Source organism: Paenarthrobacter sp. A20 (assembly GCF_024168825.1).
Classification (GTDB): Bacteria; Actinomycetota; Actinomycetes; order Actinomycetales; family Micrococcaceae; genus Arthrobacter.
On the sequence record NZ_JALJWH010000001.1, the window covers coordinates 2,115,286 to 2,141,488 of the forward strand.

Sequence of the window (26,203 nt, forward strand, 5' to 3'; positions counted from 1 at the left end):
CGGCAGCTAGCCGACGTGCACCCACGGCCGGCGGGTGATGTCCGGCTCGGCTTCCCTCAGCACTTCACGGGTGACAGGCGCGATCTCGCCTTCGCCGAAGAACAGGAACTTGCTGAGGTTGGAGATCGGGTTGCCCTCGGTCCAGCGGAAGTAGATGTGCGGCATGAACCCGGTGACGTCGCGGATGTGCAGCAGGACTGCGGCTACGGTGTTGGGCACGTTGTTGCTGTGCACTTCCAGGATCTTGAACCCGTGCCTCTGCCTGCCTACGACCTGGAGTTCCTGCTCGAAGTCCGAGCTGTCGTCCACGATGACTTCGATGAACACGGCGTCGCAGTCAACGGGCAGGTGGTTGGCCTGCTGGGCGTGCTGGAGCTTCTCCCGGTAGCGGCTTGCGCTGAGGTGCTTGGGCTCGTGGGCGATGATGCGCACTGGTCCTTCGGCAGCGTTCGCCGTGAATTCGAGGGCCTTCTCATCCATCTTGATGTGGGTGGCCCGGAGTTCGAAGGCGCGCCTCATGCGGGAAATGAAGCTGACGACCATGATGCCCAGGATGAAGAGCGCCGCAATCTTCAAGCCGTCGGGGCGTTCGATCGAGTTGACCACGGTGGTGTAGACGAACACGAGGGAGATCAGCCCGAAGCCGATGACCTGGGCCCGTTGCTTCTTTCGCCGTGCGGACAGGGTCACGGCTATGGAGGCCGAGGTGATGAGGACCAGCACGCCTGTGGCGTAGGCGCCACCCTGGGCGTTGACGTCCGCCTTGAAGATGATGGTGACAAGGAAGGCGATGACTGTGAATACCAGCACCAGCGGACGAAGGGCGCGGGCCCACGCCGGCGCCATGCCGTAGCGGGGCAGGTACCTCGGGACCAGGTTGAGCAGTCCCGCCATGGCGGAAGCGCCGGCGAACCAGAGGATGGCGATGGTGCTGACGTCATAGACAGTTCCGAAGCCGTCGCCGAGGAATTTGTGGGCGAGGTAGGCGAGTGCGCGGCCCTCGGCCTTGCCGCCGTCTTGGAATTCGGCGGCGGGGATCAGCATGACGGTGGTGAAGCTGGACGTGATGAGGAATGAGCTCATGATGATGGCTGCTGTGGTGAGCAGCTTGTGGGCGCCCTTGATCCGGCCTGTGGGCTTGGCTTCGGTGTCTGTAGCGTGGCCCTTGATCTGGGGCATGACAGCCACGCCGGTTTCGAATCCGGAGAGGCCCAGTGCCAGGCGGGGGAACACCAGGAGTGCCAGGGCGATCATCATGATCGGGTCGCCATGGGAGGTGGTGAGGGCGGTCCACCAATCGGTGATGACGCCGGACTCTGTGAAGAGGTGGGCCATGGATACGGCAATCACCACCAGGTTCAGCGCCAGGAATGCCGCCACGAGGACTACTGCCACGTTGATGGCTTCCTTGAAGCCGCGGAGGAAGACGACGCCGAGGCCCGCTATCAAGGCCAACGTGATAACCACTTGCTGGCCTTCGAGGAAGTGCGGAGCGAAGGGGTTCTCGATGAGGTGGGCTGTGGCGTCCGCGGCGGAAAGGGTAATGGTGATCATGAAGTCCGTGGCGGCGAAGCCGAGGAGGGCCAGGACGAAGAGCTTGCCTCCCCATCGGGGCAGTAGGCGTTCCAGCATGGCAATGGAGCCCTCGCCGCGCGGGCTTTCCTTCGCAACACGGCGATACACGGGCAGTGCGCCGGCAAGGGTTGCGAACACCAGGAGCAAGGTGGCCAGCGGGGACAGCAGGCCGGCGGCCAGTGCGGCGATGGCCGGCTGGTACCCAAGGGTGGAGAAGTAGTCCAGGCCGGTGAGGCACATGACTTTCCACCAGGCTTGGGGCTTATGCGAGTCCGTGGGGCGGCCGTGTGGGCCTTGCCGCTTTCCTGAGGTTTCCGGCATTCCTTCCAAAAGCCATGCTTTGAGCTTGAAGGAATTCTTTGGCCGGTTGGCCGGGTCGGCCGGAGGCCTCGTCAGGGTGGTCACGTTTTCCTTTCGCGCAGCACGGTACTGCTTCCGCTAGGAGCGTATGGCCGCATTCGACGCCGGGACCCCGGTTTTTATGGAATCTTTACGCCTGCTGTGACCGGCATCTCACCCTCTCGGTTCACCACAAATTTGTAAACAGGTGATGCATATTAGGCAACTTCGAGTGTATGATGGGTGTCACAGCTAGTGATCCAATCCCCCCAAAGATGACAAGGAGTGGCACATTTTGGAAGAGCTCCGTATTGAAGCCAACGGGAACCTCGGCCCCATCGATTCGTCCCGCATCCCGCGCTACGCCGGTGCCGCCACCTACGCCCGACTGCCTCGCCTGGACCAGGTCGCCAAGGCCGACGTCACCGTAGTTGGCGTCCCCTTCGACTCCGGCGTTTCCTACCGTCCCGGCGCCCGCTTTGGCGCCAACCACGTGCGTGAGGCCAGCCGTCTGCTGCGCCCGTACAACCCGGCTTGGGACGTCAGCCCGTTCGAGAACATCCAGGTTGCCGACGCAGGCGACATGGCCGTGAACCCGTTCAACATCAACGAGGCCATCGAGACCATCCAGCAGAATGCCCTGGACCTCACGGCCGGCGGCAGCAAGCTGGTCACCCTCGGTGGCGACCACACCATTGCCCTCCCGCTCCTGAGGGCAGCAGCAGAACGCGCCGGCGAACCCATTGCCATGCTCCACTTCGATGCGCACCTGGATACCTGGGACACCTACTTCGGCGCCGAGTACACGCACGGTACGCCGTTCCGCCGCGCAGTGGAGGAAGGCATCCTGGACACGGAAGCCATCAGCCATGTCGGCACCCGCGGTCCGTTGTACGGCAAGAAGGACCTCGACGACGACCACCGCTTCGGCTTCGGAATCGTCACCTCCGCTGACGTCTACTACCAGGGCGTCCTGGAGACGGTAGCCAAGATCCGTGACCGCATTGGCAACCGACCGCTGTACATCTCCGTTGACATCGATGTCCTGGATCCGGCGCACGCGCCCGGAACCGGAACCCCCGAAGCCGGCGGCATCACCAGCCGCGAACTCCTGGAAATCATCCGTGGCTTCCGCGGCATGAACCTCGTGGGCGCGGACATCGTGGAAGTCGCTCCGGCGTATGACCACGCAGAAATCACCGGTGTTGCCGGCAGCCATGTAGCTTATGAGCTCGTGACCCTCATGGCAGACAACGCCGTGGAAGGCGACCGTCTCGGCGCTCCGAACGGCTACGCACAGCAGGCGCTCGGCGCCCGCATTGCCGAGCTCGCCAAGGCAACCGGAGACCAGCGATGATCGACTTCGATCCCGGTACAGCAGCCCCGACAAAGGGGACCAACCAGCGCAACGGCGGGGACCTCGTCGTCGAGACCCTCGAAGCGTTGGGCGCAAAGACCGTTTTTGGTATCCCGGGGCAGCACGCGTTGGGTCTTTTTGACGCCATGGGCCGCGGCAACCTGCACTTTGTTTCCTCCCGGGTGGAGAACAACTCGGCGTTTGCCGCTGACGGCTATTCCCGCGCCACCGGTGAGGTGGGTGTGCTGTTCCTGTCCACCGGGCCCGGCGCGCTGACCTCCCTTGCAGGGCTGCAGGAGGCTTACGCCACGGGTGTTCCCATGGTGGTTGTTGCCAGCCAGATCCCGCTTGACGGCCTGGGCGCACGCCGCAAGGGCATGCTGCACCAGCTTGATGACCAGAAGGCCTCGGCCGCGAACGTCACCAAGAGCCAGCGCCTGATCCAGCACGCTTCCGGGATCCCGTCGGCCATCCAGGATGCCTGGACCGAAGCGATCTCCTCGCCGCAGGGGCCGGTCTGGATCGAAATCCCGCAGAACGTCCTGTTGGATCCCATCATGGTTCCCCCGGTGGAAGACGCGCTCGCCGAGGCCTTCGATAACCCGCCGCGCGTGGAGTTGATCCGCGAAGCCGTCAAATGGCTTTCGACGGCGGAACGTCCGGCGATCATCGCAGGCGGCGGTACGCGTCGTGGCCGGGCCGAGAAGTCGCTGCTCTCCATCGCCGAACAGCTCCGTGCCCCGGTGATCTGCACTCCCGGCGGTAACGGTGCGTTCCCATGGACCCACGAGCTGTCACTGCAGTCGTGGATCGAGGACCGGTACATGACTGACGTCCTCGAAGACGCCGACGTGTTGATCGTCATTGGCTCCTCGCTGGGTGAAGTGACCTCCAACTACTTCACCTTTGAACCCCGCGGCCGCATCATCCAGATCGACGCCGAACCCCGCGTCCTGGAATCCAACCGGCCCGGGCTTGGCATCCGCGCCGACGCAGGCCAGGCCCTCGCAGCGCTGGACGAAGCCCTCGCTGAGGCGGGTGCAGCGGATGCGACACAGCGTTCCTGGCATGGCACCAGCCCGGAAGAGGTGGTCAAGGAGTCCTTGGCCAAGGTCACCGCACGCCTGGAATCGCAGGACCTGGCCAAGGAACTGAAGTTCATGTCGGACATCCGCGAGGCTGTGCCGGCTGATATGCAGACGTTCTGGGACATGACCATCTCCGCTTACTGGGGTTGGAGCTGCTGGGATGCCCGGCAGGGCCAGTTCCACTCCGCCCAAGGAGCCGGCGGCCTGGGCTACGGCTTCCCCGCAGCAATCGGCGGTGCCGTGGGGCTGGAAACCACGGGCAAACCGAGCCGGGTGCTGGCTGTGTCCGGTGACGGTTCCTCCATGTACTCCATCTCCGAACTCGCCACCGCCAAGCAGCACAACGTCCCGGTCACCTGGCTGATCGTGGACGACGGCGGCTATGGCATCCTGCGCGAATACATGGTGGGCGCCTTCGGCCAGGCCACGGCCACCGAACTCGCCCGCCCGGACTTCGTCAAGCTTGCCGAGTCCTTCGGCGTCCCGGCCCGCCGGGTTGCCCCCGAGGAAGTCGGGGACGCGCTCAAGGAGTCGTTCGAAGCGGACGGACCCAACGTCGTCGTGGTTGAAACGCTGCTGAAGATGTTCGGCCCCACGCATTTGGATTAAACAGACCCAAAAACAGCCAGCCCCGCAAGGTCATCCGTGCGGGGGCTGGCTGCTTAAGGACACTCAGTCGAGTTCGCGCTGGGTGCCCTCAGGAGTGAGTTTCACAGCGACAACCGCGGCAAGCATCGCGGCGATCCAGAACACCGCGATGAGCCACAGGCCACCGCCGGCTGCGAGGCTGAGGCCGGCGACGATCATGGGAGTGAAGCCGGCACCGATCATCGAGGCACCTTGATAGGCCAGGGACGCGCCGGTGTAGCGGTTGCGGGTGGGGAACTGTTCGGCCACGTAGGCGGCAATGGGCCCGTAGAGGAAGCCTTGCACGAGGCCATTGCCCAACACGATGGCCAGGGCAAATGCCCACAGGTCGCCGTTGTTGATGAGCAGCAGGATGGGGTAGGCAAGGACAGCGCCCAGCAAGGATGCGCCAATAAGGACGCGGCGTCGGCCGATCCTATCGCTGAGGCGTGCCGAGTAGAAGCAGATGATCAGCGTGAGAAGTGCCGCGAAAGCCTTGATGTTCAGGACACCGTTCTTGTCAGCACCGTTCTCAACGGCCACCGAGACACCCCACACGGTGGTCATCGACTGGCACACATAGAACGCTGTGGTTGCCAGCAACCCGAGCACCACGGCGCGGCGGTTGTTCTTGAGGACGTCGAGCAGGGGGACCCGCCGTTTGGATCCTTCCGCTTCCAGTTTCTGGAAGGCAGGAGTCTCGGAGACTTTGAGGCGGATGACCATACCGACGGCGATCAGCGCGGCGCTGAGCAGGAACGGTACGCGCCAACCCCACGCCAGGAAGTCGTCGCCGGAGAGTGCTGCGAACAGGGACAGCGCGAGCGTGCCCAGGATGGCTCCAGCCGGGCCTCCGGCGTTGGCGAAAGCTGCCGCGAATCCGCGGTGCTTCTTGGGCGCGTGCTCTATGGCCATGAGGGCAGCGCCACCCCACTCGCCGCCCACAGCGACGCCCTGGACCAGCCTGAGCACCACCAACGCGATGGGCGCGGCAATGCCGATCTGGGCCGTGGTTGGCAGCAGTCCGATCATCGTGGTCCCAAAACCCATGATGAGCATGGAGAGGACAAGCATCTTCTTGCGGCCCATCCGGTCTCCGAAGTGGCCGAAGATCAGGCCGCCAAGGGGTCGGGCAATGTAACCGACGGCGAGCGTGACAAAGGACGCGAAGAGCGCGAAGCCGGGGCCGAGATTGGCGAAGAAGACCTTGTTGAACACCAAACTGGCGGCTGTGGCGTAGAGCATGAAGTCGTAGTACTCGATCGCACTGCCGATGAAGCTGGAGGCAAGGATGCGGCGCATGTCCTTGGACTTCATGGAATTCTCAGGTGCGAGGGGCGCCGTTCCTGGCAGGATGTCCTGCGGTGATGCTGGGCTCATGTGATTCCTCAGGTTGCTGGGGTCCGGCCGTCAGCGTTGACGGGCGAACGGAATGACGTCGAGATCGTTGGGGACGGTGAACTTTCCCGTGAAGTGTTCTGCGGCCTCGTGCCAGACAGATGCGGAGGCCGAGCCCGGAACGAGGTGATGCAGGGCCAGGTGCCCGGCACCGGCGGCTTCGGCCAGTTTCGCTGCCTCGCGGACGCTGGTGTGGGACTTGTAATGGTGGTCCCGCGCGGCCCGGCTGCCATCGTCGGTCTTGTCCGCATACAGCGATTCCACCCACGCGAAGTCGATGGCCTCATGCAACAGGAGGTCCGTGTCCTGGGCCAGGGTGATCATGTTTTGCGTGTAGGCGGTATCGCCGGAAATCGTCACGGAGCCCTCGGCAGTCTCGAAGCGGAAGGCGAACGCCGGAGCAACCGGCGGGTGCTCCACCAGGATGGCGGTCACGGTGACAAGCTCATCCCGGTAGACCTCGAACGGCTCCATGTCCGGCGTTGGATTGCTGTTGGGGTGGTACCCGGTTTCGACTGGTATCCGGAGATCTTCGGCCTTGAAGATTTCCAAGGGGCTGGGCCGGAGGCTGTCCAGGATGCGGTCATTGAGGTCCGTAGCGTGGGCGGCCATGAGTTGCTCGAACATCTGCCGGGTACCCGGCGTCGGATTCTCCGGCGCCAGCGGAAGAGGCTCGACGACGGCGCGCGGCGACACCGGGGGAAGCTCACCCCGGTTGCCCGGGCCAATGATCCTGACCGGATTATCGGTGCGATCAGCAAGGGCGTACAGGCCAAAGATGCCCAGGCCGGCCAGATCATAGACATGGTCCGAATGGAGGTGGGTGATGAAGAGCGCCCTCAAATCCTTGAGTTCCAGGCCTGACTGGCTGAGCCTGCGTCCGGCGCCTTGGCCGAAATCCACCAGGTAGAAGGCCTCTCCCACCACCACGGCAGTGGCGATTCCCGTGCGCTCGCCGGTTTCGGCTGCCGCCCACCATCTGGGGCCGCCGGCGGTCCCCAGGGTGACGATGTGCGGTTTCAGGGATGACGTCAGTGTCACGGGTGTCTCCTTCGACGTTGGCTTTTCTCCAGTGTGGCCCGGCTCCCTGCGCTTGTATAATCAATCAATTCTAAGAAGTTCATAAGGAGAACTGATGGCCGAGTTCACCCTGCGCCAGCTCGAGTATTTTGTGGCCGTGCTCGATCATGGCTCCCTCACCAAAGCTGCGAGCGAAAGCAACATCTCCCAGGCCGCTGCCTCAATGGCAATCGCCCAATTGGAAAAAAGCCTCGGCCTGGACCTGCTCATCCGGACCCGCGCCAAGAGGGTGGAGCCCACGCCGGCGGGACTTGAACTCGGCGTCCGTGCCCGGCGAATCCTCGGGGAAACGGCGGATCTGCAGGCCGGGGCACTGATGCGGTCCCATGAAGAGATGCGCGGCCGGGTGTCCATCGGCTGCATGGTGGCCATTTCGCCCCGGGTGATCCCGGAACTCATCGGCTATTTCGCGGAGAAGTGGCCCGAGGTGGAGCTCGACTTTGTGGAGGGCGCTGCCGAAGACCTGCAGAAGGCGGTGGGGGAGGGTGAACTGGACCTCGCGTTTGTCTACTCCCTTCAGGTGGTGCCGGGCGTGGATGTGGTCAAGGTGGTGGAGTCGCGTCCGCAGTTCATGCTGGCCGCGAGCCACCCCCTGGCGGGAAGGGCATCGCTACGCTTCGCCGACCTCGCCAGCGAGGATGTCATCCTCTTCAACGTGCCGCCCAGTGCCGAGCGCGTCACGGCCATGTTCCTCTCGGCGGGCATTGAGCCGAAGGTCCGCTGGAAAAGCGTGGTGGCGCAGACCATCCGCGGCGTGGTGGCCAGCGGAAGGGCTATCTCCGTCACTCACGCGTGGCCGGGGGTCGCGCCTGTTTACGCGGACGCCAAAGTTGCCCTGGTGCCCATTGAAGACGATCTCCCTGAGAGTTGGCTCGTCGCTGCCGTGCCCCCGGGGATCACGCGGCCACGCAGGGTAGATGAGGTCATCAAGGCAGCGATCCACCTGGCCCGGTAAGCCCTCCTCCTCATCTTTAGTTTCCCAAAGCAATCAAATAAGGTTATAGTTGCTTTAGGCAAACAAAAAGAGGGGTGTTTCCCATGTCCGTCGGTTCTGCCACAGCGACCGATCTTGTGCATCAAATCTTCGACCTCCAGCGCACTCTGCGCTGTGTGGTGACCGCCCACATGGCCCGCGTTCCCGACGTCGGAATGGCAGTCCAGGGCGTCATGCGGTTCATCGGCGAGGGGGAGACCCGCGCTACGCACCTGGCCACGCGCCTGGGCGTCAGCGCCCCGGTGCTCAGCCGGCACATCACCGAGCTGGAAGAGCTTGGCTTCGTGGTCAGGCGGCCCGATCCAGCGGACGGAAGGGCCCAACTCCTCGCCCTCACGGACAGGGGCGCGGCGAAGCTGCACGAATTCGAAGAACAACGCAGCGTGAGACTGCGGGATTACCTGGCGGATTGGAGCGAGGCAGACGCCCTCGAGGCCTCCCAGGTCATCAACAAACTCACGGAGTCCCTCAAGGACTCAATCCGGGCAACGGCGGCCGGCTCCATCACAACAAACCAGACAGCTTAGGAGCCAAGCATGGCCACACCAGCAGTTCAGCACACCAAGGCGGTGGACGCCTCAGTTAACAAGGCCGCCGCGCCCATGACGCACCGTCAAATCATGGAAGCCCTGACGGGCCTCCTGGCGGCCTTCTTCACGGCGATCCTCAGCAGCACGATCGTCGCCAACGCACTGCCCACCATCATGTCCGAACTCAAGGGCACGCAAACCGACTTCGCCTGGGTCATCACGGCCGCGTTGCTGGCGAACGCTGCAACCACGCCCATCTGGGGCAAGCTCGCGGACCTCTTCGACAAAAAGCTCCTGGTCCAGCTGAGCATCATCATCTTTGTGGCCGGTTCCGTCATGGCCGGTCTGTCCGAAACGATCCCCCTGCTGCTGACCGCACGCGTCATCCAGGGTGTAGCGATGGGTGGCCTCACGGCCTTGGCGCAAGCCATCATCGGCTCCATGATCCCGCCGCGTGATCGTGGTAAGTACTCCGGCTACATGGGTGCCGTCATGGCCGTCGGCACCGCCGGTGGCCCGCTGCTGGGTGGCTTCATCGTTGACAGCCCGCTCGGCTGGCGCTGGACGTTCTTCGTCTGCGTGCCACTGGCCGTCGTCGCGCTCATCCTGCTCCAGGTGACCCTGAAGATCCAGCACATCAAACGGCCCGCCAAGATCGACTGGCTCGGCTCCATCCTGCTGACTTCGGGCGTGAGCCTGCTCCTGATCTGGGTCTCCTTCGCCGGCAACCCGGACTACTACGACTGGTTCTCCTGGCAGTCGGCCCTCATGGTGGGTGGCGGCGTAGCGCTGCTGGCCGTCCTGGTATTCGTGGAAACCAAGGTTGCCCAGCCGATCATCCCGCTGAAGATCATCTCCGAGCGCACCACGGCCCTGGCCATCGTCGCGTCGGTTGCTGTCGGCATCGCCATGTTCGGTTCCTCCACGTTCCTGGGTCAGTACTTCCAAGTTGCCCGCGGCGCCACGCCCACCGAGGCCGGCCTGCTGACGCTGCCGATGATCGCCGGCAACCTGATTGGTTCCGTCGCGTCCGGCATCCTGATCAGCCGCTTCGGTAAGTGGAAGAGGTTCCTGATCGCAGGCTCCGTCCTGCTGATTGGCGGCCTCGCATTCGCCGGAACCATGGACCACACCACTGAACTGTGGATCGTCGCGATCTACACCGGCGTGTTCGGCCTGGGCCTTGGCATGCTGATGCAGAACCTGGTGCTGGCCGTGCAGAACACGGTCCAGGCCAAGGACATCGGAACCGCGAGTGCCTCCGTGGCATTCTTCCGCTCGGTGGGTGGCGCAATCGGCGTTTCCGTCCTGGGCGCCATCATGTCCAACCACGTGAAGGACCTGGCCGTTGAAGGCATGGCCGCTGCAGGCATCCCCGTCCAGGGTGGCGCTTCAGGAGCCAGCATGGACCTCGCCGACATGCCCGCTCCCATCGCCGAGATCATGCGTGCTGCCTATGGCGACGCCACAGCACAGATCTTCCTGATCTCCGCGATCATCAGTGTCGTGGCCCTCCTGGCCGTACTGTTCATCAAGGAACGTCCGCTGCGCCGCACCGTGGATGCCGCTCCTGAGAAGGAACTCATCGCCACAGCATCGGGAGACGCCGGGATGTCGCTGGACACCTCTTCCTTGGACGCCGTGAAGGCGGACGACGACGGCGGCAACGCCTTTGGTGCCGGACGCACTGTTTCCGGGGCCGGGCATCAGGCTCCGAAGCAGGATTCCGGGGCAGACCTGGACCTCGAGTTTGCCCGGATCCTCACGCAGGAACGCCCGCACCCCACGGCTGCTGTCAAGGAAGCAACTGATGTGAAGGAAGTGCAGGAACAGCTGACCCGCACCCAGTACGTACTGGCGGAGCAGCAGTTGCAGCTCAGCCGTGCCAATGTGGAACTGCAGGCGCGGTTGAGGGAACAGCAAACAATCGCGGAGCAGCAGGCCAACACCGCAGGGGAACTCGCTGCGATCCGGAAGGAACTCAAGCGCGAACGCAGGCAGCAAGAGCGGATGGCGTTGTTGCTGCTGCAGGGTGTTGAAGCGCGCGAAGCCCGTCCGGACCACGGAAAGCACGCAGGCTGAATCTGGCCCCCATTCGAAATTCCCGGTTGTCCTGCGCCGGGGGCAGCGAACGAGTGCGGGACCAAGGCGCCGGCTGGAATACCAGCCGGCGCTTTGCTGCCTCTGCTGCTGCCTCTGCCCCTTGGGCTGCTGTGTCTGCCCCTTGGGGTGCTCCGGCAGGGGAGCACCCCGCGACACGGCGGATACTCCGCTGGGATGATCTTTTCCGTAAGTTGTTTCGCCGGGGCAACGGATTTCGTAGAGTAGGGAGGCTAATACTGTCAGCCCCCGCTGCAACACTTCTCTTATCTCATTCACGCACTCTTTCTAAGGACCCGTGGGCATGCTTGTCACCCTTATACGGCGCTACTCCAAGCCGTATTTGCCGCAGATTGTGGCCGTGCTGATCTTTCAGTTGGCATCCACCATCGCCACGCTCTACCTTCCCAGCCTCAACGCCAAAATCATTGATGAGGGAGTTTCCCGCGGCGACACCGATTTCATCTGGCAGACCGGTGCGCTCATGCTCGCCGTCGCCCTTGGACAGGTGCTTGCTGCCATCGTCGCCGTCTACTTCGGCTCCCGCGTGGCCATGGCCATTGGGCGGGACCTGCGCCGCGGTGTTTTCCGCCAGGTCAGCAGTTTCTCCGCCCAGGACGTCAACAAGTTCGGTGCTCCCACGCTGATTACCCGTGGAACCAATGATGTCCAGCAGGTCCAGATGCTTGTGCTGATGGGCTTGAACTTCATGGTGTCCACGCCGATCATGTGCATTGGCGGCATCATCATGGCGCTTCGCGAGGACCTCAATCTTTCCTGGCTCGTGTGGGTTTCCGTCCCGGTTCTGGTGGCGGTCGTGGGTTACCTCGTAGTCCGTCTGATGCCGCTGTTCCGTTCCATGCAGACCAAGATCGACGCCATCAACGGCGTGCTGCGCGAACAGATCATCGGTATCCGTGTAGTCCGTGCCTTCGTGCGTGAACCCCACGAGGCAAAGCGCTTCGGCGACGCCAATGAGGAACTCACTGCCGTGTCCGTGAAGATCGGCAACCTGTTCGTCCTGATGTTCCCGGCGATTGGCATGATCCTGCACCTCTCCACAGCGGCGGTGTTGTGGTTCGGTGGACAGCGCGTGGACTCGGGCGAGATGCAGGTGGGCGCGCTGACGGCGTTCCTCCAGTACCTGTTGCAGATCCTGATGGCAGTCATGATGGGCACGTTCATGGCCATGATGATTCCCCGCGCTTCTGTTTGTGCAGACCGTATTGGCGAGGTGCTCGACGTCGAGCCTTCCATTCACAACCCCACCTCACCTGTGGTGCCGGCCGAGAAGAAGGGACGCGTGGAGTTCCGCGACGTCACGTTCAAGTACCCCGGTGCCGAGGCGCCAGTGCTGAGCAACATTTCCTTCACCGCGGAGCCCGGCAAGACCCTGGCCATCATCGGCTCCACGGGTGCCGGTAAGACCACCCTGGTTTCGTTGCTGCCGCGGCTTTACGACGTCGCTTCCGGTCACGTGCTGCTCGACGGCGTCCCCGTCACCGACATGGATGCCTCCGAGATCACCAGCCGCGTGTCGGCCGTGCCGCAGAGGCCATATCTGTTCTCAGGGACCATCGAGCACAACCTGCGCTTCGGCAAGCCGGACGCCACCGACGAGGAACTGTGGGATGCGCTGGAAACCGCGCAGGCCAAGGGATTCGTCGAGGAGAAGTCCTCAGGCCTGAACCGGCGCATTGCCCAGGGCGGAACCAACGTCTCCGGTGGCCAGCGCCAGAGGCTGTCCATTGCCAGGGCCCTGGTGACGAAACCGAATGTGTACCTGTTCGACGATTCATTCTCTGCCTTGGACGTCGCGACGGACGCCCGGCTTCGAAAGGCCTTGAAGGCCAAAACCCGAGAGGCGACGGTCATCATAGTGGCCCAGCGCGTCTCCACCATCGCGGATGCGGACGAGATCCTGGTGCTGGATAACGGCCGCATCGTTGACCGCGGAACGCACGACGAACTCCTGGAGACGTCACCCACGTACCAGGAAATCGTTGAATCCCAGCTGAGCGTGGAGGAAGTGGCATGAGCGAGCAGAACCAGCAGAAGAAGCGTGGCTGGGCTGCCAAGGCAGAAGCCGCCAAGGAGGCCAAGGCAACAGCCGAGGCCGAGGTGGCAACAGAGCTGCTTGACGACGAGGACTTCGTCGAGGAGGAATACGTCCCCTCGGAAGCCGATGGCGGCATGTTCGGCGACGTCCCGGCAAAGAAGGCCAAGGAGTTCTGGCCGTCCGCCAAACGGCTTATGGGGCTGCTGAAGCCCGAGGCCGTTGGCGTGTACATCGTGATCGGGCTCGTTATCGTCTCGGTGGTCCTCAACGTGATCGCCCCCAAGGTCCTGGGCAACGCCATGGACGTCATCTTTGGTGGTGTCATGGGAAAGCAGATCCCTGAGGGGGTCTCCCAAGAGCAGTTCGTGGAACTCATGCGCCAGCAGGGCCAGGGCAACTTTGCGGACATGGTCTCCAAGATGGAGCTCACCAACGGGATCGACTTCCCCAAGCTGACGTTCCTGATTTCGATCGTGCTGCTCATGTACTTTGTGGCCAACATCTTCCTGTGGGCCCAGGGCTGGTTGCTCAACAGGATCGTCATGCGGGTCATCAAGAAGCTCCGCAACGATGTCCAGGCGAAGCTCAACAGGCTCCCGCTGAACTACTTCGACACCCGCCAGCGCGGCGACATCCTGTCCCGCGTGACCAACGACGTCGACAACGTCCAGCAAGGTCTGCAGCAGGCATTCTCCCAGTTGGTCAGCTCAGTGCTCACGGTCCTTGGCATCACGGTCATGATGTTCATCGTGTCCTGGGAGTTGGCGCTGATCGCGCTGATCGCCCTGCCGTTGTCCGGCATTGTGGCGGGTGTTATTGGTGCCCGCAGCCAGAAACTCTTCGCAGCACAGTGGAAGAACACCGGCGCATTGAACGGCCAGATCGAAGAATCGTTCTCCGGCCACGATCTTGTGAAGGTCTTCGGGCGCGATGCCGACATGCTGGAGCGTTTCGACGCCAAGAACGAGGAACTCTACAAGGCCTCCTTCGGTGCGCAGTTCGTGTCCGGTGTGATCTTCCCGGCCATGAACTTTGTTTCTTACCTGTCCTACGTCGGGATCGCCGTGGTGGGTGGCCTCCGGGTTGCCTCGGGCTCCATGAGCCTGGGCGACGCCACGGCATTCATCCAGTACTCGCGTGAGTTCACCCAGCCGCTGGGCCAGATCGCCGGTATGGCGAACATGCTCCAGTCCGGCGTGGCCTCTGCCGAGCGCGTCTTCGAGTTCCTTGATGCTGATGAAGAAGTCGAAGAGAACGGCACCCGCCACCTGCCCTCCAAGACTGACGGCCACGTTGAGTTCGAGCACGTCTCGTTCAGCTATGTGGAGGACAAGCCGCTCATTGAAGACCTGTCCTTCGCAGCGGAGCCTGGCCATACCGTTGCGATCGTAGGACCCACGGGCGCCGGCAAGACCACCTTGGTGAACCTCGTGATGCGTTTCTACGAGCTCAACGCCGGCCGGATCACTTTGGATGGGGTGGACATCAAGGACCTCACCCGTTCCGAACTGCGCTCCAAGGTGGGCATGGTGTTGCAGGATGCCTGGCTGTTCGGCGGGACCATCTACGACAACATCAAATACGGCAAGCTGGACGCCACCGAAGAGCAGATCATGGAGGCGGCCAAGGCCACCTACGTGGACCGCTTCGTACGTGCGCTCCCGGACGGATACCAGACGATCATCGACGAAGAAGGAAACAACGTCAGCGCCGGTGAAAAGCAGCTCATCACCATCGCCCGTGCCTTCGTCTCCGATCCTTCGCTCCTGATCCTGGATGAAGCCACGAGCTCCGTGGACACCCGCACCGAGTTGCTGTTGCAGAAGGCCATGGCCGCCCTCCGCACGGACCGGACGAGCTTCGTGATCGCCCACCGTCTCTCCACCATCCGCGACGCCGACACCATCCTGGTGATGGAGAACGGCAAGATCGTGGAGCAAGGCAACCACACCCAGCTGCTCGCCCTCCAAGGCGCGTACTACCGGTTGTACATGTCGCAGTTCGCAGGCGAGGAAGAGACCGCTGTGGATGATTCGACGGCGGTGCACAGCTGAGTACCGATTCACTGAAGACTGGGCAAACCGCCCAGGATTCCTTTGCACCCCAGCGCATTGAGGTCCTCGTGCCGATGCGCTGGGGTGACATGGACGCATACGGACACATCAACAATGTCCAGATCGTCCGTATGTTGGAGGAAGCCCGCATCGCAGCCTTCGGGCCACCCCGCGGCGCGGGCCTTCCCGGTGTAGAGCCTCCGGCTGCCCTGTTCAACGATGTCGAAGAGGGCACCATGACCCTCGTGGTGGAGCACAAGGTCCGGTATGTCCGGACCTTGGAGTACCGCAACATTCCTGCTGTTGTGGAGATCTGGGTGGGTGCCGTCAAAGGCGCCAGCTTCGATCTTCACTACGTCATCAAGGACCCCGTTACGCGGGAGGACTGCGTCAAAGCCACCACGCATTTGGCTTTCGTCGCCGAGGACACCGGCCGGGTGCTCAGGCTCACCACGGAACAAAAGGAAAAGCTCGGGCGCTACCAAGCCTGACGAGTTTTTGTACAGGTGATGCCCTTAAGGAGCCTTCTTAGGGGCATTACCTGTACAAAAACTCCGCGTAGAGTTTCAGCATGAAACTTGAAATTGCCGTGGTCAGTGCCGCCGGTGCAGGTACCGCCGCCGCCGAAGGCGCCAACCGCGTTGAGCTCTGCAGCAGCCTGGAACTTGGTGGCATCACGCCCAGCCAAGGACTCATGGAAGCCAGCATGGAGCACGTTGACGGCCGCTTGGAAATCCATCCCCTGATTCGCCCAAGGCCCGGCGACTTCCGGTACTCAGCGTCGGACGTGGACACCATGGTCCACGAGATCCGGCATCTTCTGGCGCAGGGAGCACGCGGGGTGGTGGTGGGGGCCCTGACTCCGCAAGGCGACGTGGACATTCACGCGATCCGGCGCCTGGTGGACGCGGCCAGGGAGGCCAACGCGGACGCCCAGCTGACCTTCCATCGCGCGATCGATCAATCCCGGGATCCGTTCGCGGCCCTGGATCAATTGCTGGATCTCGGCTTTACCAGGGTCCTTACTTCAGGCCATGAGGCCACCGCCGGGGCGGGGCTTCAGACCTTGACCGCGATGGTGGAAAGAGCCGGCGGCGCCTTGGAAATCATGGCCGGCGGGGGACTGTCCTTGGAGGACATCCCCGCGATGCATGCAGCGGGCCTCTCCGCCGTTCACTTGTCGGCCAAGAAGACTGTCTCCACGCTGGGCGATGGCGTGATCTCCCTTGGCGCCCAGGACGGTGCCGACCCCACCGCGTACACCGTCACTGACCGCGAGATTGTCCGGGCCGCCAAGGCGAAGGTCAACGCGCTGAACCTGGCCGCCACGAAGTAGCCCCCGTCCAGTGCCTCAAGGCAGGAATGCCAGTGAGTACGCATCGCAATAACCCTTTACGATTCTGCGGAACGCCGGGATGATGTAAGGATTCACCAAGTCGGTGAACAAGCCCCGGAAGCTACCTTCAGGAGTCCCAGCGATGCCGCTGCCCACGCCGGTTTCACCGGTTGTCATGTCCCCTCCAACAACCTCCCAAAACAGCAGGAAGACAGGCCATCCGGAGGTGGCATGTGGCATCGGAACGTGGGACAAACTGCTCTACGGAAACCACCGGTTTGTGGTGGAAGCGCTGCAGGGTGAAAGCACCGGAGGAGCGCACGCGCACAGGGTAGTCCTCCCTTGGCGCCGGCAGGACCAGGACCCGGCATCCGTGGATGTCATCGTCGTCTCGGAAGAGTCGGGCACCAGGGTGCGAAACGTGATCGTGGAAGAGGCCACGCGCGCATCGGGGACGCTGCTGTTCGAGGCCATCGACGGCCCCGGGATCTACTTTGTGTACTACCTGCCCTACGCCATGCTGGGGAAACCGCACTATCCGCAGGCGCAGTACCTCCCGGGTCGCCCAGCGGCAGAACCCGCGTGGGCTGCCGCCGTCGTGCGTTCTCCTTGGACGCCCGCAGCGCAAGTCGAACCGTCCCAGGCCCGTGTCCTGCGTTATGAGGCGGCCAGCGAGCGGGACTCGTTCGCGCCAATGAACTTCACCGCCCGCGCCGATGAACTGGAGGACCTCCACAGCAGCCACGCAGGCGAGGCCTTCCTGGTTTTCCCCGAGGACCGGCTGAATCCCGTTTCCATGCGTGATGACCTACCGGCTCACTGGGTGATCGATGGACCGTCGAGGATCGTCCATGGAGCTGCCCAGCCGGGGGAGGACTTCGTGGTCCAACTTGGGCTGTACGCCTTGGAAGACGTGGACGGCGTGGACGTCCACGTGGCCTCGCCAGGAGGCGGCCACTGCATCAACACCCATGGAGTGGACCGCCTGGGTAATCCGTGGCAGAGGACGCTGACTGTTCCGGCTGGGAAGGTGCAGGCACTGTATGTGGTCCTGCCGGTCCCGTCGGAGAGCGCGGGAACCACACTGGCGGTGGCCGTGACCATCACGGCCACCGGCCAAACGGCCCAAGAGATTGGCATCCGCTTGGACGTGGCAGCCGAAAAGGACGCAGACCCGTCGGTGGGGGCGGGCGGTTTCGGCGACCCCCGTTTCCTGCGGCGGCTGGCATGGCTGGACTCGACGGTGGCCCAGGATGCGGAGCTTGTGGAGCCGTTCACCGCCATCACGCTGGACGAAGCGGACAGGACATTGGGAATCCTGGGCAGGACCCTTCGGCTGAACGCGTCGGGGCTTCCGGAGCAGGTGACGTCCACCTTTACCGCAGCTGTCACCTCAACGGACGGCCCCGCCGTCGAGCTTTTTGAGGCTCCGGTGAATCTGGAGATTGAGGGGATCGACTGGAACTACTCACCGCTCACTTTCACGGCGGAAGGGCCGGCACGGATCTCGTGGCACTGCCACTGGAATGGACAACACGGCGGCAAGGCTGCCGTATCGGTGGACCTGACCGGCGTGCTCGACGCTGACGGAACAGTCGGGTACTCGCTGCAACTCACCCCGGTGCAGACTGTGGAGGTGCCCGACGTCGGCCTGCAGCTTGGGTTCCACGAGGCTGCAGTGCCGCTCGCCATGGGCTTGGGCGTCCCGGGCGGACGGCGGCCGGAAACCCTGGACTGGACGTGGGACGTGGCCGCGAAGAACCAGGATGCGCTGTGGCTCGGTGGGGTGAACGCCGGGGTTCAGCTGGCCCTTCGGGATGGGAGCTACGAACGGCCCCTCAATACCAACTTCTACCGGGAGAAGCCTCTGGTGGAGCCGAAATCGTGGGCCAACCGGCAACCCGGCGACGGGAAGGGCGAGGTGGTGCGAGGTGGGGTTAGGCTGCGGACTGCGGGAAGCACAGTGACGGTGCGCGCCTTCAGTGGCGCCCGGACCCTCAATACGGGTGAGCCATTGCACTTCGATTTCCGGCTGCTGCTGACGCCCTTCAAGCCGATCGAGCCCGGGAAACACCTGTCCAAGCGTTACTTCCACCAGCCCGCCGACCCAGCGGACATCAAGGCGGCCGGCGCCACCGTGGTCAATGTCCACCACGCCACGGCCCCGGCTCCGTACATCAACGACCCCCTGCTCACTGGTGACTCGCTGCGCAGATACGTTGCTGCGTGCCATCGGCATGGCCTGAAAGCCAAGATCTACAACACCGTCCGGGAACTCACCTTCCACAGCCCGGAGTTGCTGCCGCTGATGCAACTGGATCATGAGATCTTCAGCGACGGACCGGGCAAGGGACACATCTGGCTCCAGGAGCACGCCGGGAGCGGCTACGTGTCCGCCTGGTTCGCTCCGAACGTTGAGGACATCGCAGTGGTGACCACGGGCGAGTCCCGGTGGGAGAACTTTTACGTTCGGAGCCTGGCGGAATTGGCCAAGGGTGAGGACGGGATCGACGGTATCTACCTGGACGATGTCGCGTACGATCGGCACGCCATGCTGCGTGTCCGCAAGGTCCTTGAGCGGGCTTGCGAGGCGCGCGGTGTGGACGGCCCTGAGATCGATCTCCACTCGGCCAACCAGTTCACAGCCCACGACGGCTACGCGTCCTCAGCCAATCTGTACATGGAACAGCTGCCCTATGTGGACAGGCTATGGCTGGGGGAGTACTTCGACTACGACACCACCGATCCCGACTATTGGTTGGTTGAACTGTCCGGCATTCCCTTTGGCCTGATGGGCGAGATGCTGGAGGGCGGCGGCAACCCGTGGCGTGGCATGGTGTTCGGCATGACTGGCCGGGCGCCTGCCGTGGACAACCGGCCCCTCTGGGAGTTCTGGGCCGAAACCGGGCTGGAGCACGCGACGATGCATGGGTTCTGGGACCACCACGCACCGGTGCGGACAAGCCACCCCGAGGTCCTTGCCACCACCTGGGTGACGGAACGCGGAATGGTCGTAGCGCTGGCTTCATGGGCCGGGCAGACTGAACATGTGAGGCTGATATTCGACGACGAAGCGGCCACTACCAGCGCGGATGCCCCGGCGATCCCTGGCTTCCAATCCGCCGCGAGCTACGTGCCCGGCGAGCCCATCACCCTTGAGCCGCAGCGCGGCCTCCTCCTCACGATCGGATACTGACGTGGCAGACACAGCAACCTCCAACCTTACCGTCACCACCATTTCCCTGACCATGGCCGAACTCGGTCCGCTCAACCCCTTGCCCGTGGTCGCCGCCGAACTCGACCAGCCCTATACCGTGGGCGAGGGCGTTCCCGACGATCTGCAGGCCTCGGCCCGCTACGGTGTGGTGCCCAACGTGTACCCGTACCTTATGCAGGATGGCTACAGCCGCGAGGCGGCACCCAAGGAAGTGCCCGCCGTCGTGCTGGAAAACAGCAAGCTCAAGGTGACGGTCATCCCGTCGCTGGGTGGCCGCATCTGGGAGCTCTTCGACAAAGCGACCGGCAAGCAGCTCCTCCACACCCACGATGCTCCGCAACTGGCAAACATCGCGCTGCGTAAGGCGTGGTTCGCGGGCGGACTGGAGTGGAACATCGGGACCCGCGGGCACTCGCCCACCAGCTGCGATCCCTTGCACACCGCCATCGTCCACACGCCCGACGGCAAGCACATCCTGCGCATGTGGGAGTTCGAACGGCTGAGGGAAGTGGTGTTCCAAGTGGACATCTGGCTCCCCGCGGACTCGCCCGTGGTGTTCGCTGCGGTGCGGATCCGGAACCCCAATGACCACGACGTTCCGATGTACTGGTGGAGCAATGCGGCCATCCCGGAGACGGACCGCACCCGCGTCATCGCCCCGGCCGATGAGGCCTACGGCAGTGACTACACCACGGACATCACCCGCGTCCGGCCCACCAGCCACGAAGGCTATGACGGCACGTGGCCGGTCAACAGCCCCCACGCGGCGGACTTTTTCTTCGACATCGACCCTGCCGAACGGCGCTGGGTTGTGGCAGCAGACGACGACGGCGACGGGCTGGCGATGCTGTCCACGGGCCTCCTGCGCGGCAAGAAGCTCTTCGTGTGGGGCCAGGGACAGGGCGGCAAACGCTGGCAGGAATGGCTGAGCCCCGGAGCTGGGCCGTATGCCGAGATCCAGGCCGGTTTGGCGCAGACGCAGTTTGAGCACCTGGTGATGCCAGCCGGCGCCCAGTGGGCATGGGTTGAGGCGTACGGTAACGGGCATCTGGATTCGGAGACCTCGCACGGTGATGATTGGGCCGCCGCGGTGGCGCACGCCGGCGAACGTTTGGAAGGGCTTCTGCCGCACGAAGAACTCGAGGCGATGCTTCCCGCAGCCATCGCCGACGCCGACGTCCCGCCGTCGACAATGTTGCTCCACGGCAGCGGCTGGGGAGTGGTGGAGCGGGCCCGGCGGCTGAAGACCGGCAAGGGCTGGGTCGACGAGAGTGGAACTCCGTTCGTGGATGAAAGCATCACGGGGGAGCAGGAACCGTGGCTTGGGCTACTGCAGGGAAAAGCGTTCGACGGCGCCCCCAGCTTCGTTGCGGGAACGGACTGGGAAGCATTGCTCGTGGCGCAGGACAGCCCTGAGGCGACCTTCCAACTGGCCACCATGCGGCACGCCCGGCAGGATCTGGAGGGTGCGAAGGAGTTGTACCGGGACGTGCTGTCCAATGGAGAGGCTTCTGCCGGTGTCAAGGCGCTCGCACACCGCGGATTGGGCTTGGCGTTGCTCGCCGCCGGACAGGACACCGCTGGACTCGCTGAACTCCGGAAGGGCGTGGAGTCTGACTTTTCAAACGCAGCTTTGCTGACAGAAGCCGTGACGCTCAGCATCCGGCACGGGGACCCGGCCATGGCGCTGGAACTGAACGACACGGCACCCAAGGAGGGTGCCGGCGTCGGACGTTTGAGGTTCCTCAGGGCGTTGGCGCTCGCAAGGACCGGAAACCCCGGTGGGGCGGCTGCGATCCTGCGCGAGGGCGTCGAGATCCCGGACCTCCGGGAGGGGGAGGATGCGCTCGCGGCGCTGTGGCAGGAAGTCTGCCCGAACGAGGCGGTGCCTGCCGCGTACCAATTCGGGATGCATTAGTCCCTTCGAAGGATAAAAAGTCCCGGGGATAGTGGGTTGCAGTGGGAATGCGCTATCCCCGGCGGCCGGGTGGCAGACGTTGGGCGGCCAGCAAAAATCACCACTTGACGGGTGACGTGGGTCACTGTATGTTTACGTAAACCTCTTCTATGTTCACGTAAACATGAACGGATTGGATTTAAGACAATGTTGTCGAGCTCGCACGCATCGTCGCGTCATCGTTTGGTCGCGGCCTTAGCTGCTTCAACCCTCGCCCTAGGCGCCCTTCCCCTGCTGGCCTCGCCGGCATCCGCCGCTGAGGACCTTGTCCTCACCCCCAACCCGGCCCAGGCAGGCCCGTCGTTCAAAGGCTGGGGCACCAGCCTCGTCTGGATGGCCAACGCCACCGGACAGTATCCGGAAGCCATCCGGAACGATCTGATCGACAAGGTCTTCGGTGACGACGGCCTGAACCTCAACATCGCCCGCTATAACGTTGGCGGTGGCAACGCCACGGATATCCCCGACTACCTTCGTCCCGGCGGAGCTGTTCCCGGCTGGTGGAACCCGAATGCCGGCCTCTCCGACCAGAATGGGCCGATCACCACCAACTACGCTGACCGGGACCGTTTCCTGGCCGCCTGGACCGGCGAGAACGCCTCGGATTACAACCTCGACGCCGATGCTTCCCAGCGGGCCTGGATCGCGGCCATCAAGGACAAAGTGACCACCTGGGAGGCCTTCAGCAACTCGCCGCCCTACTTCATGACCGAAAGCGGCTACGTCAGCGGTGGTACAGACCCCAACGCCGACCAGATCAAGCCCGCAGCCATCGGTAAGTTCGTCAACTACGTCAAAAAGGCGGCTGAGCACGTCGAAGACACTGAAGGCATCAGCTTCGACACGATCAACCCCCTCAACGAGCCCAACACGAATTACTGGAAGACCACCTTCGGCGGCAACGGCCTGCCAAATGGAGGAGGCCAGGAGGGTGCCCACGCAGGCCCCGCACTGCAGTCCCAGGTGCTGACCGCCATGGCTGCCGAGCTCGCCGAACCGGGCACCACCACCGAGGCCAAGGTCTCCGGTCCGGATGAGACCTCCCCGAGCCGCTTCCTGGAAGATTGGAACGGCTGGACTCCGGAAACCAAAGAGGCCGTCAGCCAGCTGAACGTCCACACCTACTCCACCGGCGACCGCCTCGCGGTCCGCGACATCGCCAAGGCAACGGACAAGCCGCTGTCCATGAGCGAAGTCGAAGGCAACTGGGGCGGTGACTCCTGGAATCCGGAGAGCATCGAAAACGGTTTGGGTATGGCCACGCGCATCACCGATGACCTCCGCGAGCTCGATCCTGAGTCCTGGGTGCTGTGGCAGCCGGTCGAAGACCTCTACAACATGGAACTGGGCGAGAAGAAGAACTGGGGATCCGTCTTCATCGACTTCGACTGCAACGCCGATGGCGACTCCGTGCGGCGTTTGGCCGCAGACGCCGCAGATCCTTCGTGCCGCACCACGGTGAACTCGAAGTACAACACCATCCGCAACTTCACCCACTACATCGCCCCGGGTGACCGGATCATTCCCACCAGCGACGGCAAGACCACATCTGCGCTGAAGGCCGATGGTTCCGGCCTGTCGATGGTGCACACCAACGATTCCGACCAGGCCAAGACCATCAAGGTGGACTTGTCCAAGTTCGCAACGATCGCTGCCGGTGCCACGGTTACTCCAGTGGTCACCACCCAGTCCCCATCCGGTGATCCGACGGCCAACGCGCTTGTCAGTGGCACCGCCGTCGCCGTCGACGCCGGAACGCGCTCGGCGACGCTGACCGTTCCTGCCAAGTCCGTCACCACCTTCGTGGTGAACGGGGCATCCGGCGTCGCAGCGGATGCGCCGGCGGTACAGGATGGACAGTCCTACAGCTTCGTCGGAGTTCAGAGTGGCCGTGCAGTTACGGCATCGGATGGCTCACCGAAAACCGTGCTCAGCGATTCGGTCGCCGGCGGAAACCAGGTATGGAAAGCAACCCTTATCGCCGATGAAGACGGCACCACTCGTGACCGTTTTGTCCTGAGGCTCGCTGATGGCCGTGCTTTGGCGGCCGATACCAACGGCACTACGCTGCGCACCATCACTGACGAAGAAGCACGCACGGATAGCTCGGCCCAGTGGCTGTTCAGCACCACGGACGGTACCTCGTTCAGCCTTCTGAACGCTGGCGTTCACCAGGTCCTGGACGTCTCAAACCAGTCCACGCACGAAGGTGCTTGGATTGGGTTGTGGACCTCCAACGGTGGGGCCAACCAGGCCTTCACCCTGCGGAATGCCAGTGAGGGCACGGGCTACAACAGCTTCCGGCCCGGCCAGGACTGGCGGGATAACAACGGCAACCTGATCCAGGCCCATGGTGGCCAGGTGGTGACGTCCAAGGATTCCGAAGGCAAGACGATCTACTACCTGTACGGGGAGGACCGCACCAACGGTTACCACTCCGCACCGGGCGTGCACGCTTACAGCTCCTACGATCTGTACAACTGGAAGGACGAGGGAGTTGCGCTGAAGACGTTGTCCTCACGCGGGCAAATCGACTCGGATCCGTACTTCCAGAACCTGTACTCGGGCTACACCACGGAGCAGAAGGACGCCGTCTACCGTGACCTCGGTACGGTGCCTGTGAATGGCCAGACCCCGCCGATCCTTGAGCGACCGAAGGTTATTTACAACGCGGCCACCAACAAGTGGGTCATGTGGGTCCACGCTGACGGGCCGTCGTCGTGGTCTACCGCTCAGTACGCCAAAGCCAACGCAGGCGTAGCAGTTTCTGATTCACCGTTCGGACCGTTCCGGTACATCGACAGCTACCGCCTCCACAAGGCAACGGCCGGCGATCCCACCAACTTCGCTCCGAACAACCCGGGCATGGCCAGGGACATGAACCTCTTTGTGGATGACGATGGCACCGGCTACATCATCTACTCCAGCGAAGAGAACAAGACCATGTTCATCTCCAAGCTCAACGCTGATTACACCTACCTGTCCGCTTCACCGGATACAGCGGTGGAGGGCGTCGACTTCCGGCGGGCCTTTGTCAACCAGTCCCGTGAATCACCGGCCATCATGAAATACCAGGGCCGCTACTTCATCATCTCGTCGGGAACCACTGGTTGGTCGCCGAACCCGTCCCGGTACGGCACGGCCACCAGCATCCTGGGGGAGTGGACTGACATGGGAGATCCGTTCAGCAGCGATGTTTCCTGGAACTCCAACAACTCGCAGCCGTCCTCGGTGATCCCCGTTGATCCAGCGAACGGCAAGTTCATCTACATGGGCGACCGCTGGAACGGCGGATCCGACCAGGCCCTGGCCACCGCACCGATGGTGTGGCTGCCTATCCAGATGGGCGAGGGTGGCAAGACGCTGGCGGTGAAGTCCCCGTCCGAGTGGAAACTTGAGGATCTGGACGCCAACTCCGCATGGAACGTCACCGGTGTTCCTGCCAGCCTGGCTGTTGGCTCAACCTTCAGTGTTAACTCCGTGACAGTCACCCAGAACGGACAGAGCTCCACCCAGCCCGTCACCTGGCAGGTCACCGGCAACACGAACACCGTGGGAGTCATCACCGCTACGGGCACGCTCCCCGGTTTCGGTAACCGGACATTCACCCGGACCATCCCTGTTGTTCCTGACGGTGTCCAGTACGCGGTCAACGCCGGTGGGCAGCAGACAGCCGACTGGACTGCGTTGATGGCAGCAGCGGCCCAGGACGGACCTGTCCTGAACAGCGCGGCGGACCAGCCCTTCGGCGCTGATCCGGCGACGGGCAAGAGCTGGGGTTACGAAAGCCAGGACAGCGGAGTCTCCGGAACCGCGGATGGCAATATCTTCACCACCCTCCGCTACGCCAAGGCCGGGAGGGACCTGACCTACAAGTTCAACGATCTGGCTCCGGGCACCTACACGGTCTACGCCGGGTACTACGATCCGTGGGCCCAGTGGGACGACCGCGGGGCCAAGGTCACCGTCAACGGCGCAGTGGTGGAAGCTGACCACGACTACAGCGGTGACTACCAGTCCGCGGCCTACCAGAACGTCACGGTGGGCACGGACGGGAAACTGACCTTCTCCTTGAGCCCCACCCGGGGCCCGGATGTGCAGCTCAGCTGGCTGATGATCGCCAACCCGGTCCCGGCCGCACCGCAGCTGAACGTCACGGCAGTGGCCAGCACCAAGTGTGTTGCCGGCAAGGTCACCGTGACCGCGCAGCTGACGAACAACGACACCAAGTCGGTCCAGGCCACCTTCACCTCGGCCTACGGAACCAAGTCCTTCGCCGAGGTCAAGCCGGGCAAGAACGCGGTCCATGCCTTCACCACCCGTGCCGCTTCGGTACAGGCAGGCACCGTGGCCGTTGAAGCCAAGGCCACGGTCAACGGCCAACCGGTAACAGTGACAGCAAACGCCGCCTACAACGCAGCATCCTGCAACTAACCTGACGCTGGTGGTCCGCCTGATTGGCGGGCCACCAGCTTCTCTTACCCCTCTCCAT

Annotated in this window: 16 protein-coding genes; 12 read left to right on the plus strand and 4 right to left on the minus strand. The window is 63.4% G+C overall.

The features are described 5' to 3' along the window. Positions 1-6: 6 nt before the first annotated feature. Positions 7-1,980: an amino acid transporter gene (locus J3D46_RS10080; RefSeq protein ID WP_253466729.1), complete on the minus strand. Its 1,974-nt coding sequence runs from the start codon at positions 1,978-1,980 to the stop codon at positions 7-9. Between the two features lie 229 nt (positions 1,981-2,209). Between J3D46_RS10080 and speB the strand changes: the two genes are divergently transcribed. Both speB and J3D46_RS10090 read left to right on the plus strand, forming a co-directional pair. Further along, on the plus strand, positions 2,210-3,271 hold the full coding sequence (speB, locus tag J3D46_RS10085) for an agmatinase (RefSeq protein ID WP_253466732.1): 1,062 nt from the start codon (positions 2,210-2,212) through the stop codon (positions 3,269-3,271). Next, a complete protein-coding gene (locus J3D46_RS10090) occupies positions 3,268-4,968 on the plus strand; it encodes a thiamine pyrophosphate-binding protein (protein WP_253466735.1) in 1,701 nt (566 codons plus the stop codon). The genes speB and J3D46_RS10090 overlap by 4 nt, the downstream gene beginning before the upstream one ends. 63 nt (positions 4,969-5,031) lie before the next feature. Here the strand turns inward: J3D46_RS10090 and J3D46_RS10095 are convergent, their stop codons facing one another. Together J3D46_RS10095 and J3D46_RS10100 are read right to left on the minus strand one after the other, a co-directional pair. Continuing rightward, entirely contained in the window at positions 5,032-6,366 is a 1,335-nt protein-coding gene (locus J3D46_RS10095) for an MFS transporter (RefSeq protein WP_253466739.1), read from the minus strand. A gap of 30 nt (positions 6,367-6,396) precedes the next feature. Further along, complete coding sequence (locus J3D46_RS10100; RefSeq protein WP_231341773.1) at positions 6,397-7,425, minus strand: MBL fold metallo-hydrolase; 1,029 nt, start codon at positions 7,423-7,425, stop codon at positions 6,397-6,399. A 94-nt stretch (positions 7,426-7,519) separates the two neighbouring features. Here J3D46_RS10100 and J3D46_RS10105 point away from each other — a divergent pair, with 94 nt between their 5' ends. From J3D46_RS10105 to J3D46_RS10135, 7 genes are all read left to right on the plus strand, one after another. After that, positions 7,520-8,419, plus strand: a complete 900-nt coding sequence (locus J3D46_RS10105) for a LysR family transcriptional regulator (RefSeq protein WP_231341772.1) — start codon at positions 7,520-7,522, stop codon at positions 8,417-8,419. An 83-nt stretch (positions 8,420-8,502) separates the two neighbouring features. Further along, on the plus strand, positions 8,503-8,985 hold the full coding sequence (locus tag J3D46_RS10110; protein ID WP_231341771.1) for a MarR family winged helix-turn-helix transcriptional regulator: 483 nt from the start codon (positions 8,503-8,505) through the stop codon (positions 8,983-8,985). Positions 8,986-8,994: 9 nt separating this feature from the next. Next, positions 8,995-11,070, plus strand: coding sequence for an MFS transporter (locus J3D46_RS10115; protein WP_253466742.1), 2,076 nt, complete (start codon positions 8,995-8,997; stop codon positions 11,068-11,070). 322 nt (positions 11,071-11,392) lie between these two features. Beyond that, on the plus strand, positions 11,393-13,126 hold the full coding sequence (locus tag J3D46_RS10120; protein WP_231341694.1) for an ABC transporter ATP-binding protein: 1,734 nt from the start codon (positions 11,393-11,395) through the stop codon (positions 13,124-13,126). Next, positions 13,123-15,201, plus strand: coding sequence for an ABC transporter ATP-binding protein (locus J3D46_RS10125; protein ID WP_305884637.1), 2,079 nt, complete (start codon positions 13,123-13,125; stop codon positions 15,199-15,201). Before J3D46_RS10120 ends, J3D46_RS10125 begins: the two co-directional genes overlap by 4 nt. Before the next feature lie 74 nt (positions 15,202-15,275). Continuing rightward, entirely contained in the window at positions 15,276-15,692 is a 417-nt protein-coding gene (locus J3D46_RS10130; RefSeq protein WP_253469195.1) for a thioesterase family protein, read from the plus strand. An 80-nt stretch (positions 15,693-15,772) separates the two neighbouring features. Then, a complete protein-coding gene (locus J3D46_RS10135) occupies positions 15,773-16,537 on the plus strand; it encodes a copper homeostasis protein CutC (RefSeq protein ID WP_253466745.1) in 765 nt (254 codons plus the stop codon). A 15-nt stretch (positions 16,538-16,552) separates the two neighbouring features. Here the strand turns inward: J3D46_RS10135 and J3D46_RS10140 are convergent, their stop codons facing one another. Then, on the minus strand, positions 16,553-16,714 hold the full coding sequence (locus tag J3D46_RS10140) for a hypothetical protein (protein ID WP_253466747.1): 162 nt from the start codon (positions 16,712-16,714) through the stop codon (positions 16,553-16,555). Here J3D46_RS10140 and J3D46_RS10145 point away from each other — a divergent pair. The 3 genes from J3D46_RS10145 to J3D46_RS10155 all read left to right on the plus strand — a co-directional run bounded on the left by J3D46_RS10145 (position 16,713) and on the right by J3D46_RS10155 (position 26,145). Further along, positions 16,713-19,733: a glycoside hydrolase domain-containing protein gene (locus J3D46_RS10145; protein WP_253466750.1), complete on the plus strand. Its 3,021-nt coding sequence runs from the start codon at positions 16,713-16,715 to the stop codon at positions 19,731-19,733. The genes J3D46_RS10140 and J3D46_RS10145 overlap by 2 nt on opposite strands. A 1-nt stretch (position 19,734) precedes the next feature. Beyond that, on the plus strand, positions 19,735-21,672 hold the full coding sequence (locus tag J3D46_RS10150; protein WP_253466753.1) for a DUF5107 domain-containing protein: 1,938 nt from the start codon (positions 19,735-19,737) through the stop codon (positions 21,670-21,672). Positions 21,673-21,858: 186 nt separating this feature from the next. Continuing rightward, complete coding sequence (locus J3D46_RS10155) at positions 21,859-26,145, plus strand: family 43 glycosylhydrolase (RefSeq protein WP_253466756.1); 4,287 nt, start codon at positions 21,859-21,861, stop codon at positions 26,143-26,145. The last annotated feature ends 58 nt before the right edge of the window (positions 26,146-26,203 follow it).

What these genes read in the sequence shown, in the direction of transcription:
- J3D46_RS10120 (WP_231341694.1), top strand. Translation starts at nt 11,393, where the DNA reads ATGCTTGTCACCCTTATACGGCGCTACTCCAAGCCGTATTTGCCGCAG.
- J3D46_RS10135 (WP_253466745.1), top strand. Translation starts at nt 15,773, where the DNA reads ATGAAACTTGAAATTGCCGTGGTCAGTGCCGCCGGTGCAGGTACCGCC.
- J3D46_RS10130 (WP_253469195.1), top strand. Translation starts at nt 15,276, where the DNA reads ATGCGCTGGGGTGACATGGACGCATACGGACACATCAACAATGTCCAG.
- J3D46_RS10105 (WP_231341772.1), top strand. Translation starts at nt 7,520, where the DNA reads ATGGCCGAGTTCACCCTGCGCCAGCTCGAGTATTTTGTGGCCGTGCTC.
- J3D46_RS10110 (WP_231341771.1), top strand. Translation starts at nt 8,503, where the DNA reads ATGTCCGTCGGTTCTGCCACAGCGACCGATCTTGTGCATCAAATCTTC.
- J3D46_RS10090 (WP_253466735.1), top strand. Translation starts at nt 3,268, where the DNA reads ATGATCGACTTCGATCCCGGTACAGCAGCCCCGACAAAGGGGACCAAC.
- J3D46_RS10115 (WP_253466742.1), top strand. Translation starts at nt 8,995, where the DNA reads ATGGCCACACCAGCAGTTCAGCACACCAAGGCGGTGGACGCCTCAGTT.
- J3D46_RS10155 (WP_253466756.1), top strand. Translation starts at nt 21,859, where the DNA reads ATGTTGTCGAGCTCGCACGCATCGTCGCGTCATCGTTTGGTCGCGGCC.
- J3D46_RS10125 (WP_305884637.1), top strand. Translation starts at nt 13,123, where the DNA reads ATGAGCGAGCAGAACCAGCAGAAGAAGCGTGGCTGGGCTGCCAAGGCA.
- J3D46_RS10140 (WP_253466747.1), bottom strand. Translation starts at nt 16,714, where the DNA reads ATGACAACCGGTGAAACCGGCGTGGGCAGCGGCATCGCTGGGACTCCT.
- J3D46_RS10095 (WP_253466739.1), bottom strand. Translation starts at nt 6,366, where the DNA reads ATGAGCCCAGCATCACCGCAGGACATCCTGCCAGGAACGGCGCCCCTC.
- J3D46_RS10145 (WP_253466750.1), top strand. Translation starts at nt 16,713, where the DNA reads ATGTCCCCTCCAACAACCTCCCAAAACAGCAGGAAGACAGGCCATCCG.